General features: G+C 57.7%; 11 protein-coding genes. 8 read left to right on the top strand and 3 right to left on the bottom strand.

Going from position 1 to position 17,476, the window contains the following annotated elements; translation table 11 throughout:
• Nucleotides 1-20 precede the first annotated feature (20 nt).
• A complete protein-coding gene (locus tag ACG1VR_RS07670) occupies nt 21-3,353 on the top strand; it encodes a diguanylate cyclase (RefSeq protein ID WP_395490603.1) in 3,333 nt (1,110 codons plus the stop codon).
• Here ACG1VR_RS07670 and alkA read toward each other — a convergent pair.
• A complete protein-coding gene (gene alkA, locus ACG1VR_RS07665) occupies nt 3,346-4,191 on the bottom strand; it encodes a DNA-3-methyladenine glycosylase 2 (RefSeq protein WP_395490602.1) in 846 nt (281 codons plus the stop codon). The genes ACG1VR_RS07670 and alkA overlap by 8 nt on opposite strands.
• Nucleotides 4,192-4,353: 162 nt before the next feature.
• Between alkA and yegD the strand changes: the two genes are divergently transcribed.
• Nucleotides 4,354-5,706, top strand: a complete 1,353-nt coding sequence (gene yegD, locus ACG1VR_RS07660) for a molecular chaperone (protein WP_395490601.1) — start codon at nt 4,354-4,356, stop codon at nt 5,704-5,706.
• 41 nt (nt 5,707-5,747) lie between these two features.
• Here yegD and ACG1VR_RS07655 read toward each other — a convergent pair whose 3' ends face one another.
• Entirely contained in the window at nt 5,748-6,044 is a 297-nt protein-coding gene (locus ACG1VR_RS07655) for a helix-turn-helix domain-containing protein (protein ID WP_016537256.1), read from the bottom strand.
• On the bottom strand, nt 6,041-6,223 hold the full coding sequence (locus ACG1VR_RS07650; RefSeq protein ID WP_176580264.1) for a hypothetical protein: 183 nt from the start codon (nt 6,221-6,223) through the stop codon (nt 6,041-6,043). The genes ACG1VR_RS07655 and ACG1VR_RS07650 overlap by 4 nt, the downstream gene beginning before the upstream one ends.
• A 270-nt stretch (nt 6,224-6,493) precedes the next feature.
• On the opposite strand from ACG1VR_RS07650, the gene ACG1VR_RS07645 reads away from it, so the two are divergent.
• From ACG1VR_RS07645 to baeR, 6 genes are read left to right on the top strand one after another with little or no spacing between them, the layout of a single operon-like run.
• Nucleotides 6,494-7,747 carry an MdtA/MuxA family multidrug efflux RND transporter periplasmic adaptor subunit gene (locus ACG1VR_RS07645; RefSeq protein ID WP_395490600.1) on the top strand — a complete coding sequence of 418 codons (1,254 nt, stop codon included), beginning with the start codon at nt 6,494-6,496 and terminating at the stop codon, nt 7,745-7,747.
• Nucleotides 7,747-10,869 carry an MdtB/MuxB family multidrug efflux RND transporter permease subunit gene (locus tag ACG1VR_RS07640; protein WP_395490599.1) on the top strand — a complete coding sequence of 1,041 codons (3,123 nt, stop codon included), beginning with the start codon at nt 7,747-7,749 and terminating at the stop codon, nt 10,867-10,869. The genes ACG1VR_RS07645 and ACG1VR_RS07640 overlap by 1 nt, the downstream gene beginning before the upstream one ends.
• Nucleotides 10,870-13,953 carry a multidrug efflux RND transporter permease subunit MdtC gene (gene mdtC / locus ACG1VR_RS07635; RefSeq protein ID WP_395490598.1) on the top strand — a complete coding sequence of 1,028 codons (3,084 nt, stop codon included), beginning with the start codon at nt 10,870-10,872 and terminating at the stop codon, nt 13,951-13,953.
• Nucleotides 13,950-15,365: an MFS transporter gene (locus tag ACG1VR_RS07630; protein WP_395490597.1), complete on the top strand. Its 1,416-nt coding sequence runs from the start codon at nt 13,950-13,952 to the stop codon at nt 15,363-15,365. Before mdtC ends, ACG1VR_RS07630 begins: the two co-directional genes overlap by 4 nt.
• Nucleotides 15,362-16,756 carry a two-component system sensor histidine kinase BaeS gene (baeS, locus tag ACG1VR_RS07625; protein WP_016537262.1) on the top strand — a complete coding sequence of 465 codons (1,395 nt, stop codon included), beginning with the start codon at nt 15,362-15,364 and terminating at the stop codon, nt 16,754-16,756. The genes ACG1VR_RS07630 and baeS overlap by 4 nt, the downstream gene beginning before the upstream one ends.
• Nucleotides 16,753-17,475: a two-component system response regulator BaeR gene (gene baeR, locus ACG1VR_RS07620; protein WP_016537263.1), complete on the top strand. Its 723-nt coding sequence runs from the start codon at nt 16,753-16,755 to the stop codon at nt 17,473-17,475. Before baeS ends, baeR begins: the two co-directional genes overlap by 4 nt.
• Nucleotide 17,476 lies beyond the last annotated feature (1 nt).

Here is a 17,476-nt window from a genome sequence, read left to right as displayed (position 1 = left end):
GTCTAAGCGGATTTGCGGTTATGATTATAAAAAACAGACAAACTGATACCGCCCTCCATTTGCTGATACTGCTGGTCGGCCTGGCGATTTTAAGTTTTATTTTTACCCTTTACTCGATGGAGCTGACCCTCAAGGGAACTGATTTGGTTCCTATTTGGTTCACGACATCGGTGATGATGGCCGCCTTCTTCCGTAACCCGCTGCATCGCTGGCCGGTTATTGCTCTGGCCTGCGCCGCAGGGAGCCTGGCGGCAAGTCTTTTGCTCTACCCGCCGAGCTGGCTGAACCTGATCCTCACCTCTATTAATGTGCTTGAGGCGCTGCTCGGGGCCATACTGCTGCGCCGCTTTTTACCGCGCAAAAATCCGCTGCAAACGCTTAATAACTGGAGCAAGCTGGCAATTTGCAGCGCGGCGATCCCGCCGCTGGTTGGCGGGCTGCTGGTCGTTCTGCTGCCGACCCCGGTTGACTCCACAACCCTGAAAACCTTCCTTATCTGGGTACTCTCGGAATCAATAGGTGCGCTGGCTCTGATGCCTGCGGGCCTGCTTTTCAAGCCTTACTACCTGCTGCGCCACCGTAAAACCTCACTGCTGTTTGAAACGCTGGCTACGTTCGCCATTACCCTGGGCCTGAGCTATTTATCGCTTATTTACCTGCCGTGGCCGTTCACTTTTATTATCGTCATTCTGATGTGGAGCGCTATCCGCCTGCCTCGCCTGGAAGCCTTTATTATCTTCCTTGCCACACTGATGATGGTTTCCGCGATAATCGCGATCGGAAAAATGCCGCTTTCCACGCCGCATCCAAAAGTGCTGGAGTATGCTCCGTGGCTGCCGTTCTTGCTGATTCTGTTACCGGCAAACGTCATCACCATGGTGATGTACTCTTCGCGCATAGAGCGTAAGCACATCACCGAGAGCGAAACTCGTTTTCGCAATGCGATGGAATATTCCGCTATCGGCATGGCGCTGGTCTCTACCGAAGGTAAATGGATCCAGGTGAATAAATCGCTGTGCAAGTTCCTCGGCTATTCCGGCGAAGAGCTGGGCAACCTCACCTTTCAGGAAATTACCTGGCCCGAAGATTTAAATCTCGACCTTCAGCACCTTAGCAAGCTTGCCGCCGGCCAGATCAATAGCTACTCAATGGAGAAGCGCTATTACACCAGCGCGGGCAACGTGGTGTGGGCGATGCTGACGGTTTCCGTGGTGCGCAATACCGACGGCTCCCCGCTCTACTACATTGCACAGATTGAAGACATTAACGACCTGAAGCATACCGAGTGGATCAACAAACGCCTGATGGAACGCATTACGCTTGCCAACGAGGCGGGCGGGATCGGTATTTGGGAGTGGGACCTGACCAGCGACGTGATCAGCTGGGATAAGCGGATGTTCGAACTTTATGACGTTCCGCAGCACGTTAAGCCGACCTACCAGCTTTGGCTTGAGCGCCTGGTGAAAGAGGATCTTGCCCATTCAGAGCAGGTGATCCGCGACTCACTGAAAAATCGCCTCCCGTTTAAGCTTGAGTTCCGCATCAACGTGAAAGGCGGCATTCGCCATATTCGCTCTCTCGCCAACCGCGTGCTGAATAAAAACGGCGACGTGGAAAGACTGCTTGGCATCAATATGGATATGACCGAGGTTAAGCAGCTTAATGAAGCGCTTTACCAGGAAAAAGAGCGCCTGCACATCACGCTCGACTCTATCGGCGAGGCGGTGATTTGTACCGATGTCGATATGAACGTCAGCTTTATGAACCCGATTGCCGAGAAGCTCAGCGGCTGGGCGCAGGAAGACGCCGTCGGCCAGCATATTCTGGCGATACTGCGCATCACCTTCGGCGACAACGGCCCGGTGATGGAAAACATCCACAGCGGCGATTTCTCTCGTACCGCCATTGAGCAGGATGTGGTGCTGCATTGCCGCAGCGGCGGCAGCTACGATATTCATTACACCATTACGCCGCTGACCACGCTTGACGGACAGAGTATTGGTTCCGTGCTGGTTATTCAGGACGTGACCGAATCCCGTAAAATGCTGAAACAGCTGAGCTACAGCGCCTCGCACGATAGCCTGACTCACCTGGCCAACCGGGTGAGTTTTGAAAACCATCTCAAGCAGTTGCTACAGGGCGCTCTCGATCACCGCCAGCGCCATGCGCTGGTCTTTATCGATCTCGATCGCTTTAAGGCCGTTAACGACTCGGCGGGCCACGCCGCCGGAGATGCTCTGCTGCGGGAGCTGGCGGCGATGATGCTGGGTATGCTGCGCACCGGAGATTTCCTTGCGCGCCTCGGCGGGGACGAATTCGGCCTGCTGCTGCCGGACTGCTCAACGGAAAACGCCCGCTATATTTCCGAACGTATTATTCGCAGCATCAACGACTATCATTTCATGTGGGACGGGCGTCTGCACCGCATCGGCGCCAGCGCCGGGATAACGCATATCGACGGCGATAACGCGATAGCTTCTGAAGTGATCTCCCAGGCTGATATCGCCTGCTACGCCTCGAAAAACAGCGGCCGCGGGCAGGTTACCGTCTATGAACCGAATCGCCATTATATGGAGCAAGGCCGCGACACTATGCCGCTGGATGAGCAGTGGCGGGTGATTGATGACAACCCGTTGCTGATGGTCGCCCTGGCCGTCGCTCCGCCGCGCATCCCGGAGTCTACTTGCTTCTATCTGCTTTCCCTGCGCTTCTGGGGCAGCGAAGGTGATGTCATCGATGAACCCGCTTTCCGGGCGGGGCTTGCCGATCCGGCGCTTCATCTCGCCCTGGATCGCCGGGTATTTAACGAGTTCTTTGTTAAATTTGCCGCGCAGGTAACGATGAAAGGATTTGGCATCGCGCTGCCGCTATCCGGCGCCGGCCTCGCCAGCAATAGCTTTGTTGATGAGCTGCTGGATCGGCTCAGGGAAACCCGCACGCCCGCGCGCCTGCTGCATTTAACGATAAACAGCGCCGACCTGCTCGAAAACCCTGAGCCCGTTCACGCCAACCTGAAAAAGCTACGTGCGGCGGGCTGCCGTACAATACTGAGCCACGTCGGGCGCGACCTGGAACTGTTTAATACCCTCAGCCACCAGCTGTTTGATTATGTGATGATTGATCCGGAACTTATCCTCAACGTTCACTGCAATTTAATGGACGAAATGATGATAACCATCGTGCACGGCCACGCCCAGCGCCTGGCGCTGCAAACTATTGCCGGGCCGGCGGATATGCCGCTGGTAATGGATACGTTATCCGGGATCGGAGTCGATTTAATCTACGGGGAAACGATTGTTCAGCCGCAGCCGCTTGAGCTTCTGCTGAGCAATAGCTACTTCGGGATTAACTGACCGGCGACCAGCCGTCGCTATACCAGATATGCAGCAAAGCGTACGAGCGCCACGGCTGCCAGCGCTCGGCATAGCGCCGGATTTGCGCTGGCGTCATGTATGGAAAGCGCTGCTTAATCAAATAATCATCCGGCAGAAAAACATCGCTGGCCTGCCAGCCGCGCAGGGCAAAGTAGCTTGCGGTCCAGCGGCCAATGCCCGGCAGAGCCATCAGCGATTTTACGCCCCGCTCCACATCATCGGGCAGCAGCAGCGGGAACAGCCCCTGCTCGACCAGACCGGCAAGATGCACGATGGCCTCCGCCCGCTTCAGCGACATTCCCAGAGATTTGAGCTGTTGCACATCGCAACGCGCCAGCGTTGATGCCTCCGGGAAAAGATACCAGTCCTCATGCCCTGCAAGCCGTTTACCGTAAGCCCGGGCGACTTTCCCGGTAAGCTTCGATGCCATCGCCACGCTGACTAACTGCCCAAGAATAGCCCGTATGGCCTGCTCAAAAGGGTCCATGCAGCCGGGCAGGCGCAGGCCAGGGCGAGCCGCCGCAAGCTCACCGAGGCTGTGAAGCACCTGATGCGGATCTCGGTCGAGATCCAGCAGCCGTTTTACGTGTCCTGATACCTCATCGGCTACCGCAATCAGACCCTCGCTCAGCGTCACCCTGAGGCAATGGTTAGCCTCGTCGGGTTCGAGCGTGACCAGCCCGGCATGTCCGTGCAGGGCAAAACTCCGCTGGTAGCGGCTCGCGGTCACAACTTCAATGCCCTCTACGGCACGCCCTTGCAGAAAACCGAGGATCCAGGACCAGTCGTATGGAGGTTGATAGCTAAGGGTGTACATAAATAATCCTGAATAGAATGATGGCATTAGCCAGAATACATCGACTATTTATCATACTGCTAAACGGCGATTTCTGCCTTGCTTTGATATTCAGTTGCCCGCGGCCCGCCATTCGGCTAAAGTCGCCCCCCTTCTCACCGGCATGGGGATAAATAAACAAAAATGAATATTGGTTTTGACTACGGAACGGCGAACTGCTCGGTCGCAATTATGCGCGACGGCAAGCCACAATTACTGGAGATGGAAAACGGCTCGTCGCTGCTTCCCTCCATGCTTTGCGCCCCGACTCGTGAAGCGGTGAGCGAATGGCTTTATCGCCATCACGAAGTCCCGGCTAACGGGGATGAAACCCAGGCGCTATTGCGCCGGGCGGTAAGCTACAACCGCGAAGAAGACATAGAAGTGCTGCCGGGCAGCGTGAAGTTTGGCCTGGACTCGCTGCGCCAGTATATGGAAGACCCGGAAGAGGTTTACTTCGTTAAATCACCGAAGTCATTCCTCGGCGCTACCGGCCTGAAACCGCAGCAGGTTGCGCTGTTTGAAGACCTGGTTTGCGCCATGATGCTGCATATCCGCAAGCAGGCCGAAAGCCAGCTGACCGAAAGCATCAACCAGGCGGTTATCGGCAGGCCGATTAACTTCCAGGGGCTGGGCGGCGAAGACGCTAACCGGCAGGCCCAGGGGATTCTGGAACGCGCAGCGCACCGGGCAGGCTTCCGCGATGTGGTGTTTCAGTTCGAGCCGGTAGCGGCCGGGCTGGATTATGAAGCCACTTTGCAGCAGGAAAAACAGGTGCTGGTAGTCGATATCGGCGGCGGCACCACCGACTGCTCGGTATTGCTGATGGGGCCTGAGTGGCACCGTCGTCGCGACCGCGAGCAAAGTCTGCTGGGCCACAGCGGCTGCCGCGTTGGCGGTAACGACCTCGATATTATGCTGGCCTTCAAGCAGCTGGCTCCCCTGCTCGGCATGGGCGGCCAGACGGAAAAAGGCATCGCGCTCCCGGTTCTGCCGTGGTGGAACGCGGTAGCAATAAACGACGTTCCGGCGCAAAACGACTTTTACAGCGCAGCTAATGGCCGCTCGCTCAATGAGATGGTGCGCGACTCGCGTGAGCCGGAGAAAGTGGCCTACCTGCAAAAAGTCTGGCGTCAGCGCCTGAGCTACCGGCTGGTACGTGCGGCGGAAGAGAGCAAAATAGCCCTTTCCGACAGCCAGCAGGTTGCCACTCTGCTGCCGTTTATCGCCAAAGAGGTGGGCTGTGATATCAGCCAGCAGGCGCTGGAAACCGCCATCAGCCAGCCGCTGCAGCGCATTCTGGAGCAGGTTACGCTGGCGATGGAAAACAGCAGCGCGAAGCCAGAGGTGATTTACCTCACCGGCGGCAGCGCTCGCTCACCGCTGCTTAAACATGCGCTTGCGCAGCAGCTTCCCGGCATCCCAATTGCGGGCGGCGATGACTTCGGCTCCGTAACCCAGGGGCTGGCCCGCTGGTCGGACGTTGTCTTCCGCTAATCTATGTTCTAAAACATCAACCGTAGGCTTCCTGCGGTTTTTTATATCCGAAACTGCTTCATCCCTTCCGGGAACTCAAGTTGTAGCGAAAGCCTGCCGCCCAGCGCCTCAACATAGCGCTTCAGGGTCAATACTTTTAAATCATTGCCGCGCTGCTCTATCGCCGCTATTGCCGGTTGGGACACGCCCATTTTTTGCGCCACCTGCTTCTGGGAAAGCCCCAGATCTTCGCGTACCAGCTGTAAACCCGTTTCCAGAATCAGCGCCTCGGTCAGTTTATGAATTTCGGCCTGATCTTCTGGCGAAAATTCGGCAATCACTTCCGTTAACGTTTTCATTTTATTTTCTCCTGCTCCGCAAGATGGAGCGCGAACTGCGTATCCGCCAGCGGCCTGCTTAATTCCGGCCCCCAGAAACCTATGTTGCCGAAGGCTGCCGCCAGTCTTTTACGCAAGGCCAGCGGCTGGGCCTGATACCAGAAATAAAAGTAATCGGTAAAAATAACAGTCCATATCATAACCAACTCCATAAACTATAGTTTATAAATAAAAGATAAACTACAGTTTATTTTTCAAGTCGTGACATGGCTATCGGTTAATCACATGATTGGGAACGGGCTCGGAAGAAGGTTGTTTTAGAGCACGAATACGCTCATCAAAACGCCGTGCTTCGGCGATATCTTACTAATCTGACAGTATTTCATATTTCCTCCATCATTGAGGGGCTATCGATTACTAAACTAGTATCATCAACGAATAATCGTTTCAGGAAGAGAACTCGCCACATTATGAAAGGCACGCACACACCTCGCTGGTTATGGATTGCAGGACTCATTCTCGTTGCTATTGCTGCGGCCTGGTTCTGGCACAGCCATACGGCTTCGTCCGATGCTCAACCCCAGGCTAAGGCCGGGCAATCACATTCCCAGGGCGGGCGTCGCGGCATGCGCGGTGCGCTGGCACCCGTTCAGGCGGCAGCGGCAACCAGTGAAGCCGTGCCTCATTACCTGACGGGCCTCGGCACCATCACCGCCGCCAATACCGTTACGGTTCGCAGCCGCGTTGACGGGCAACTTCTGGCTATCCACTTCCGGGAAGGTCAGCAGGTTAAAGCCGGAGATTTGCTGGCAGAGATTGACCCAAGCCAGTTTAAAGTCGCCCTCGCTCAGGCCCAGGGCCAGCTGGCAAAAGATCGGGCTACACTGGCAAACGCCCGCCGCGATTTAGCCCGCTACCAGCAGTTGGTGAAAACCAATCTAGTTTCCCGCCAGGAACTGGACACGCAGCAGTCGCTGGTTGACTCCAGCGCCGGAACGGTCAAAGCGGATGAAGCCGCCGTAGCCAGCGCTCAATTACAGCTCACCTGGAGCCGCGTAACCGCTCCGATAGACGGCCGGGTTGGCCTGAAACAGGTCGATATCGGCAACCAGATTTCCACCAGCGACACCAACGGCATCGTGGTTCTGACCCAGACACACCCGATTGACCTGGTGTTTACCTTGCCCGAAAGCGACATCGCTACTGTCATTAAAGCGCAGAAAGCAGGCCAGACGCTCAGCGTAGAAGCGTGGGACCGTACTAATTCTATCAAGCTCAGCAGCGGCAAGCTGTTAAGCCTGGATAACCAGATAGATGCCACCACCGGCACCATCAAGCTCAAAGCACGTTTTGATAACCAGGACGATGCCCTGTTCCCGAACCAGTTCGTCAACGCCCGCATGCTGGTAGACACTCAGGAAAATGCGGTGGTTATTCCTGCCGGGGCGCTGCAAATGGGCAATGAAGGCCACTTTGTCTGGGTGCTGAACAGCGACAATAAAGTCAGCAAGCATCTGGTCACGCCGGGGATTCAGGACAGCCAAAAAGTGGTGGTCAGCGCCGGGCTTTCTGCCGGTGACCGGGTCGTGACGGACGGCATAGACCGCCTGACGGAAGGCGCTCAGGTTGAAGTTGTTGCGCCGCACAGCGCGGATGCGGATACCGCCGCCAAACCGGCCGCTGAAACAAAAACCGGCCGTAAACATAACGGAGCGGGTTCCTGATGCAGGTGTTACCTCCAGGGGCTACGGGCGGCCCTTCCCGCCTGTTTATCCTGCGCCCGGTAGCCACCACGCTGTTGATGGTGGCCATTCTGCTGGCGGGGATTATCGGTTACCGCTTCCTGCCCGTTTCGGCGCTGCCGGAAGTTGACTACCCGACCATTCAGGTAGTAACGCTTTACCCTGGCGCCAGCCCGGACGTCGTGACCTCGGCGATAACCGCGCCGCTGGAGCGGCAGTTCGGCCAGATGTCCGGCCTCAAGCAAATGTCTTCCCAAAGCGCGGGGGGCGCATCGGTCGTCACGCTCCAGTTCCAGCTAACCCTGCCGCTGGATGTCGCCGAGCAGGAAGTACAGGCGGCTATCAATGCGGCGACTAACCTGCTGCCGACCGACCTGCCAAATCCGCCGGTTTACAGCAAGGTTAACCCGGCTGACCCGCCGATTATGAGCCTCGCCGTTACCTCAAGCGCTCTGCCGATGACTCAGGTTGAAGACATGGTTGAGACCCGCGTTGCGCAGAAAATTTCGCAGGTTTCCGGCGTCGGGCTGGTTACGCTCTCGGGCGGCCAGCGCCCTGCGGTGCGGGTTAAGCTTAATGCTCCGGCGATTGCCGCCCTGGGCCTGACCAGCGAAACCATTCGCACGGCTATTACCAGCGCAAACGTCAATTCGGCTAAAGGTAGCCTCGACGGCCCGGAGCGCGCGGTCACGCTCTCCGCCAATGACCAGATGAAGTCCGCGCAGGAATACCGAAACCTCATCATTGCTTATCAAAATGGCGCGCCTATTCGCCTTGGCGATGTCGCAACCGTTGAACAAGGGGCGGAAAATAGCTGGCTCGGCGCGTGGGCAAATAAGCAACCCGCCATCGTAATGAACGTGCAGCGCCAGCCGGGCGCCAATATTATTGATACCGCAGACAGCATCCGTCAGATGCTGCCGACGCTGACCCAAAGCCTGCCGAAGTCGGTTGAAGTAAAACTGCTTAGCGACCGCACCACCAACATTCGTGCTTCGGTAACCGACACTCAGCACGAGCTGATGCTGGCTATTGCTCTGGTGGTGATGATTATTTACCTGTTCCTGCGCAACGTTCCGGCCACCATCATTCCCGCCGTCGCCGTGCCGCTGTCGCTGGTTGGCACCTTCGCGGTGATGGTGTTCCTCGACTTCTCTATCAACAACCTGACGCTGATGGCGCTGACTATTGCCACCGGCTTTGTGGTGGACGATGCCATCGTCGTTATCGAGAACATCTCGCGCTATATAGAGAAAGGCGAGAAGCCGATGGCCGCGGCCCTCAAAGGCGCGGGCGAGATTGGCTTTACCATTATCTCTCTCACCTTCTCGCTGATTGCGGTGCTTATTCCGCTGCTGTTTATGGGCGATATCGTTGGCCGCCTGTTCCGCGAGTTTGCGGTCACGCTGGCGATTTCAATATTAATCTCCGCCGTGGTCTCGCTGACGCTGACGCCGATGATGTGCGCCAGAATGCTGAGCCACGAATCGCTGCGCAAACAGAACCGCTTCTCCCGCGCCAGCGAGAAAATGTTCGACAATATTATTGCCGCCTATGGCCGTCTGCTAAGCAAGGTGTTAAACCACCCGTGGCTGACGCTTGGCGTGGCATTTGGCACCCTGGCGCTTACCGTCGTGCTGTGGGTGTTCATTCCTAAAGGCTTCTTCCCCATCCAGGACAACGGCATTATCCAGGGCACGCTTCAGGCACCGCAGTCCGTCTCCTTTGCCAGTATGGCGCAGCGCCAGCAGCAGGTTGCAGACGTCATTCTGAAAGATCCGGCGGTTGAAAGCCTGACGTCCTTTATCGGCGTTGACGGCACCAACCCGGCGCTGAACAGCGCTCGCCTGCAAATAAACCTTAAGCCGCTGAGCGAGCGAGATGACCGCATTCCTGTGGTTATCGACAGGCTCCAGCAGAATGTTGCCAGCGTACCGGGCGTGCAGCTGTTCTTGCAGCCAATTCAGGACCTGACCATCGACACCACGGTGAGCCGCACGCAGTACCAGTTCACCTTGCAGGCCACCTCTCTGGATGAGTTGAGCACCTGGGTTCCGCAATTAGAAGATAAGCTCAAAGAGCTGCCTCAGCTCTCCGACGTCAGCAGCGACTGGCAGGACAAAGGGCTGATGGCGTACGTGAATGTTGACCGCGACAGCGCCAGCCGCCTCGGCATTACCATGTCCGCCGTGGACAGCGCTCTGTATAACGCCTTCGGCCAGCGGCTTATCTCGACGATTTATACCCAGGCCAACCAGTACCGCGTGGTTCTGGAGCACGATACCAGCACTACGCCGGGCCTGAGCGCGCTGGACAATATTCGCCTGACCAGCAGCGACGGCGGCAATATCCCGCTCAGCGCAATCGCCAAAGTGGAACAGCGGTTTGCCCCGCTTTCCATCAACCACCTTGACCAGTTCCCGTCGACCACGTTCTCGTTCAACGTGCCTGAGGGCCAGTCCCTGGGCGATGCGGTTAACGCGATTACCGCTGCGGAAAAAGATCTCTCCATGCCGTCGGACATTACCACCCAGTTCCAGGGCAGCACTCTTGCCTTCCAGGCCGCTCTGGGCAGCACTATCTGGCTGATTGTCGCCTCAGTAGTGGCGATGTATATCGTGCTGGGCGTGCTGTATGAGAGCTTTATTCACCCGGTCACTATCCTTTCCACTCTGCCAACGGCGGGCGTGGGTGCGCTGCTGGCGCTGATGCTGGCGGGTGCGGAACTGGACGTTATCGCCATCATCGGCATCATTTTGCTGATTGGTATCGTGAAGAAAAACGCCATCATGATGATCGACTTCGCCCTGGCGGCCGAGCGTGAACAGGGTATGGCGCCTTATGAGGCCATTTACCAGGCCTGCCTGCTGCGCTTCCGTCCGATCCTGATGACCACCCTCGCCGCTCTGCTTGGCGCTCTGCCGCTGATGTTATCAACCGGGGTTGGGGCTGAACTGCGCCGCCCTCTGGGTATTGGCATGGTGGGCGGCCTGCTGGTGAGTCAGGTGCTGACGCTGTTCACCACGCCGGTGATTTACCTGCTGTTTGACCGTCTGTCGCACTACACTCGTCGGCGCTTCGGCCGACAGCATGAGGAGGCGTAAGTGAAGTTTTTTGCCCTCTTCATTTACCGCCCGGTGGCGACGATACTGCTGACCGTCGCCATTACGCTTTGTGGCGTGCTTGGCTTCAGGCTGCTGCCCGTCGCCCCGCTGCCGCAGGTAGATTATCCGGTGATTATGGTCAGCGCCTCGCTGCCCGGCGCTTCTCCGGAAACCATGGCCTCTTCGGTGGCAACGCCGCTTGAACGGTCGCTGAGCCGCATCGCAGGCGTGACCGAGATGACCTCCTCCAGCTCGCTCGGCAGCACCCGCATTATTCTGGAGTTTAATTTCGACCGCGACATCAACGGCGCGGCGCGAGACGTGCAGGCGGCAATTAACGCCGCCCAAAGCCTGTTGCCGAGCGGCATGCCGGGCCGCCCGACTTATCGCAAAGCCAACCCGTCGGACGCGCCGATAATGATCCTGACGCTCACCTCCGACACGCTGTCGCAGGGCGAGCTGTATGATTTTGCCTCCACGCAGCTGGCGCAAACCGTGTCGCAAATCGACGGCGTGGGCGATGTTGACGTGGGCGGTAGCTCGCTTCCGGCCGTACGCGTGGATCTCAACCCGCAGGCGCTGTTCAACCAGGGCGTTTCGCTGGATGCGGTACGCACCGCCATTACCAATGCCAACGTTCGCCGCCCGCAGGGTGCGGTTGAAGACGGCACAAATCGCTGGCAGATCCAGACCAATGACGAACTGAAGAAAGCGGCAGAATATATGCCGCTGATAGTCCACTACAACAACGGTTCCGCGGTGCGGCTTAAAGACGTCGCTAACGTTACCGACAGCGTACAGGACGTGCGCAACGCGGGCATGACCAACGCCAAACCGGCGATTTTGCTGATGATCCGCAAGTCGCAGGAAGCCAACATCATCGAAACCGTGGACCGCATTCGCGCCAAAATCCCTGAGCTAAGGGAAACGATTCCGGCCTCGATTGATTTACAGGTGGCACAGGATCGCTCCCCCACCATTCGCGCCTCGCTGGAGGAAGTCGAGCAGTCGCTGGTAATTTCCGTTTCGCTGGTCATTCTGGTGGTGTTCCTGTTCTTGCGTTCGGGGCGCGCGACTTTTATCCCGGCGATCGCGGTGCCCGTTTCGCTGATTGGCACCTTTGCCGCCATGTATTTATGCGGCTTTAGCCTGAACAACCTTTCGCTGATGGCATTAACCATCGCCACCGGCTTTGTGGTGGATGACGCCATCGTGGTGCTGGAGAACATTTCGCGCCATCTGGAAGCGGGCGTGAAGCCGATGCAGGCGGCGCTGCAAGGGGTGCGTGAAGTCGGCTTTACCGTACTTTCCATGAGCCTGTCGCTGGTTGCGGTCTTTCTGCCGCTGCTGCTGATGGGTGGCCTGCCGGGGCGGCTGTTCCGGGAGTTTGCGGTGACGCTTTCGGTGGCGATAGGCATCTCGCTGGTGGTTTCCCTGACGCTAACCCCAATGATGTGCGGCTGGCTGCTGAAGAGCCGCCCGCCGGAAAAACGAAACAAAAATCGCGGCTTTGGCCGCCTGCTGATTGCCATGCAGGGCGGCTATGCCCGCTCGCTGAAATGGGTCTTGAACCATACGCGCCTGGTAGGCGTGGTGCTGCTTGCTACCATCGCGCTTAACGTCTGGCTGTATATCGCCATTCCGAAGACGTTCTTCCCGGAGCAGGATACCGGCAGGCTGATGGGCAATATTCAGGCCGACCAGAGTATCTCCTTCCAGGCGATGCGCGGTAAGCTACAGGACTTTATGAAAATCATTCGTGAAGATCCTGCGGTAGACAACGTGACCGGCTTTACCGGCGGTTCAAGAGTTAACAGCGGCATGATGTTTATCTCCCTCAAGCCGCTGAGCGAGCGTACCGAAACCGCCCAGCAGGTCATCGATCGGCTGCGCGGGAAGCTGGCCAAAGAGCCGGGAGCCAATCTGTATTTAATGGCGGTGCAGGACATCCGCGTTGGCGGCAGGCAGGCCAACGCCAGCTATCAGTACACGCTGCTGTCCGACGATCTAAGCGCGCTGCGAGAGTGGGAGCCAAAAATCCGTAAAGCGCTGGCGGCGCTGCCGGAGTTGGCCGATGTTAACTCAGACCAGCAGGATAACGGCTCGGAGATGGATCTTATTTACGACCGCGAGACCATGTCACGGCTGGGGATCAGCGTTTCTGACGCCAACAACCTGCTTAACAACGCCTTCGGCCAGCGCCAGGTTTCGACCATCTACCAGCCGCTGAACCAGTACAAAGTCGTGATGGAGGTTGACCCGCGCTACACCCAGGACATCAGCTCGCTGAACCAGATGTTTGTGATTAATAGCGAGGGCAAGTCGATTCCGCTTTCGTACTTCGCAAAATGGCAGCCTGCGAACGCCCCGCTGGCGGTAAACCACCAGGGCCTGTCCGCCGCGTCGACCATTTCGTTTAACCTGCCGGATGGCGTTTCGCTGTCAGAAGCAAGCGACGCCATCGACCGCACCATGACCTCGCTTGGCGTGCCCCCCACCGTGCGCGGCAGCTACGCCGGTACGGCACAGGTCTTCCAGCAGACGATGAATTCGCAGGTGATCCTGATTCTGGCGGCGATCGCCACGGTGTATATCGTGCTGGGTATGCTCTACGAGAGCTATGTGCATCCCCTGACTATTCTCTCCACGCTGCCTTCCGCGGGCGTCGGCGCGCTGCTGGCGCTGGAACTTTTCGGCGCCCCCTTCAGCCTGATAGCGCTAATCGGTATCATGTTGCTGATCGGTATCGTGAAGAAAAACGCCATTATGATGGTGGACTTCGCGATTGAAGCTCAGCGCAAGGGCGACCTGACCCCGGAAGAGGCTATTTTCCAGGCCTGCCTGCTGCGCTTCCGCCCGATTATGATGACCACCCTCGCCGCGCTATTTGGCGCATTGCCGCTGGTGTTGACCAGCGGAGACGGCGCGGAGCTGCGTCAGCCGCTGGGGATAACCATCGTGGGTGGCCTTGTTGTCAGCCAGTTGCTTACGCTTTACACCACGCCGGTGGTTTACCTGTTCTTTGATCGACTGAGATTGCGCTTTAGCCGCAAGCCCCGTGAAAGTAAGGCTCTGTCCATATGATTGATTTGCCCCCCGCCGTTCGCTGGCAGCTATGGATTGTCGCCTTTGGCTTCTTTATGCAGGCGCTGGATACCACGATTGTTAACACCGCCCTGCCCTCTATGGCACACAGTCTGGGCGTCAGCCCGCTGCATATGCACTCGGTGGTGGTGGCCTATGTACTGACGGTTGCGGTGATGTTACCCGCCAGCGGCTGGCTGGCGGACAGAGTGGGCGTGCGTAATATTTTTTTCACCGCCATTATCCTGTTCACCCTTGGCTCCCTGTTTTGCGCCAACGCCAGCACCCTCAATGAGCTGGTGCTGGCGCGCGTGGTTCAGGGCATCGGCGGCGCGATGATGGTGCCCGTCGGGCGCTTAACGGTGATGAAAATCGTACCGCGCACTCAGTATATGGCGGCGATGACCTTCGTCACCATTCCCGGCCAGGTTGGCCCGCTGCTGGGGCCTGCACTCGGCGGCGTGCTGGTAGAATATGCCTCCTGGCACTGGATCTTCCTGATTAATATTCCGGTTGGCATCGTCGGGGCCATCGCTACCCTTTGGCTGATGCCGAACTACACCATGCAGACCCGCCGCTTTGATATTTCTGGTTTCCTGCTGCTGGCGTTCGGCATGGCGGCGCTGACCATCGCCCTCGACGGGCAAAAAGGCCTTGGTATCTCCAGCCAGACCCTGTCCCTGCTGGTGGCAGGCGGAATAATAGCGATTGTGCTTTACCTGTGGCATGCGCGCGGCAACCCCAACGCGCTATTCGATCTGAATCTGTTTAAAACCAAAACTTTCTCAATCGGCCTGTTTGGCAGCCTGTGCGGGCGCATCGGCAGCGGGATGCTGCCGTTTATGACGCCGGTATTCCTGCAAATTGGCCTCGGGTTTTCGCCTTTCCACGCCGGACTGATGATGGTGCCAATGGTGCTCGGCAGTATGGGAATGAAGCGTATTGTGGTGCAGGTGGTAAACCGCTTTGGCTACCGCAATGTGCTGGTGGCGGCCACGCTCGGGCTGGCGCTGATAACCCTGATGTTTATGGCCGTCGCGCTGATGGGCTGGTACTACCTGCTGCCGGTGGTGCTGTTCGTGCAGGGCATGGTCAACTCGATGCGCTTCTCCTCGATGAATACCCTGACGCTTAAAGATTTACCGGACGACCTGGCCAGCGGCGGCAACAGCATGCTGTCGATGGTGATGCAGCTTTCAATGAGTATCGGCGTGACCGTGGCCGGGCTGCTGCTCGGCATGTTCGGCCACCAGCAACTGCCCGCCGACGGCGCTCAGGCCCACAGCATCTTTATGTACACCTACTTCTGCATGGCGCTGGTCATTGCCCTGCCCGCCCTGCTGTTTACCCGCGTGCCGAAAGACGGCTCTCAAAATGCCGTTATCGCCCGCCGTAAAAGGAGCGAAACATGAAACTCTGGCGCTCTGGTATTACCAGCAAGTTATTCCTGGCGATTTTCTCCACCTGCCTGCTGCTGCTGGCCATCATGCATTGGGGGGTCCGGCTCAGCTTTGAACACGGTTTTATCGACTACATCAAACGCGGCAACGCCCAGCGGCTTGAGATGTTAAGCGACGCTCTCGGCGAGCAGTACGCGCTTCACGGAGACTGGAAATTTTTACGCCACAATGACCGCTTTGTGTTTCAGATTTTGCGTTCTTTTGAGCGTGACGGCGACGAAGGACGTGGCCTGCCGCCTCACGGCTGGCGCACCCAGTTTTGGGTCGTTGACCAGAATTATCGCGTGCTGGTCGGCCCGCGAGAAAAGCCGCCGATGGACGGCATGCGTAAAGCAATCAACGTCGATGCCAAAGACGTGGGCTGGGTTATCGCCTCCCCGGTTGAGCGCCTGACGCGCAGCACGGATATCAATTTTGATCGCCAGCAGCGGCGAACCAGCTGGATAATCGTCGCGCTCTCGAGTCTGCTTGCGGCGGCGGCTACCTTCCTGCTCGCCCGCGGGCTGCTTGCCCCGGTAAAACGGCTGGTTGAGGGAACCCATAAACTCGCCGCCGGGGACTTTACCGCTCGCGTAGACGTCAGCAGCGGCGACGAACTGGGGCGTCTGGCCCAGGACTTTAACCAGTTAGCCAGCACGCTGGAGAAAAACCACACCATGCGCCGCGCCTACATGGCGGATATTTCCCACGAACTGCGAACGCCTCTGGCGGTATTGCGCGGAGAGCTGGAGGCTATTCAGGACGGCGTGCGCAAATTTACCCCTGAGTCGGTGACCTCGCTGCAAATGGAAGTTGCCACGCTAACCAAGCTGGTGGATGACCTGCACCAGCTCTCGATGTCCGACGAAGGCGCACTGGCGTACCAGAAGAAATCCCTCGATATCATTACGCTTATCGAAGTGGTTGCCGGGGCGTTCCGCTCCCGCTTTGATTCACGAGGCCTGACCATACGCCTGGCGCTGCCGGACAGCGCGATGATCTTTGGCGACGGCGACCGCCTGATGCAGCTGTTTAATAATCTGCTGGAAAACAGCCTGCGCTACACGGACGCAGGCGGCCAACTTGTGATTAGCGGCAAAGTGGTGAACCAGCAGTTTGTGATGAACTTCGACGACAGCGCGCCGGGCGTTTCCGACGAGCAGCTGAAGCAACTTTTTGACCGTTTTTACCGCGCCGAAGGGTCGCGAAACCGGGCCAGCGGAGGCTCCGGCCTTGGCCTGTCTATCTGCCAGAACATCGTTACCGCCCACGGCGGTACGCTAAGCGCCGACCATTCGCGTTTGGGCGGGGTTAGCATTACAGTAGAACTTCCTCTGGAAGCCGAAACGTCGAGAACACTATGACCGAGCTACCGATTGATGAAAACACGCCGCGCATTTTGATAGTAGAAGATGAGCCAAAGCTCGGGCAGCTGCTGATTGATTACCTGCGCGCGGCCAGCTATGCGCCCACTCTACTGACCCACGGCGACCAGGTGCTGCCTTATGTGCGCCAGACCCCGCCGGATCTGATCCTGCTGGATCTGATGCTCCCCGGCGTAGACGGCCTGACGCTGTGCCGGGAAATCCGCCGCTTCTCCGAGGTGCCCATCGTAATGGTGACGGCTAAAATCGAAGAGATCGACCGCCTGCTGGGGCTGGAAATTGGCGCGGATGACTATATTTGCAAACCCTACAGCCCACGCGAAGTCGTCGCCAGGGTAAAAACCATTCTGCGCCGCTGCAAGCGCCAGGCCGCCAATATTCCCGGCTCCGAAGAAAGCCCGCTGATCATCGACGAAGGCCGTTTCCAGGCCATATGGCGCGACAAGCTGTTAGACCTCACGCCAGCCGAATTTCGACTGCTAAAAACGCTCTCCCACGAACCGGGAAAAGTGTTCTCACGCGAAATGCTGCTGAATCACCTTTACGACGATTACCGCGTGGTCACCGACCGCACCATCGACAGCCACATCAAAAACCTGAGGCGCAAGCTTGAGGCGCTGGATGCCGATCAATCGTTTATTCGTGCAGTTTACGGGGTTGGCTACCGTTGGGAAGCCGACGCGGGGCGGGTTATCTAAC

Origin of the sequence: Cedecea davisae, from assembly GCF_044095835.1 — a bacterium.
GTDB classification, from domain to species: Bacteria; Pseudomonadota; Gammaproteobacteria; order Enterobacterales; family Enterobacteriaceae; genus Cedecea; species Cedecea davisae.
This window is presented reverse-complemented; position numbering and strand designations above follow the sequence as displayed.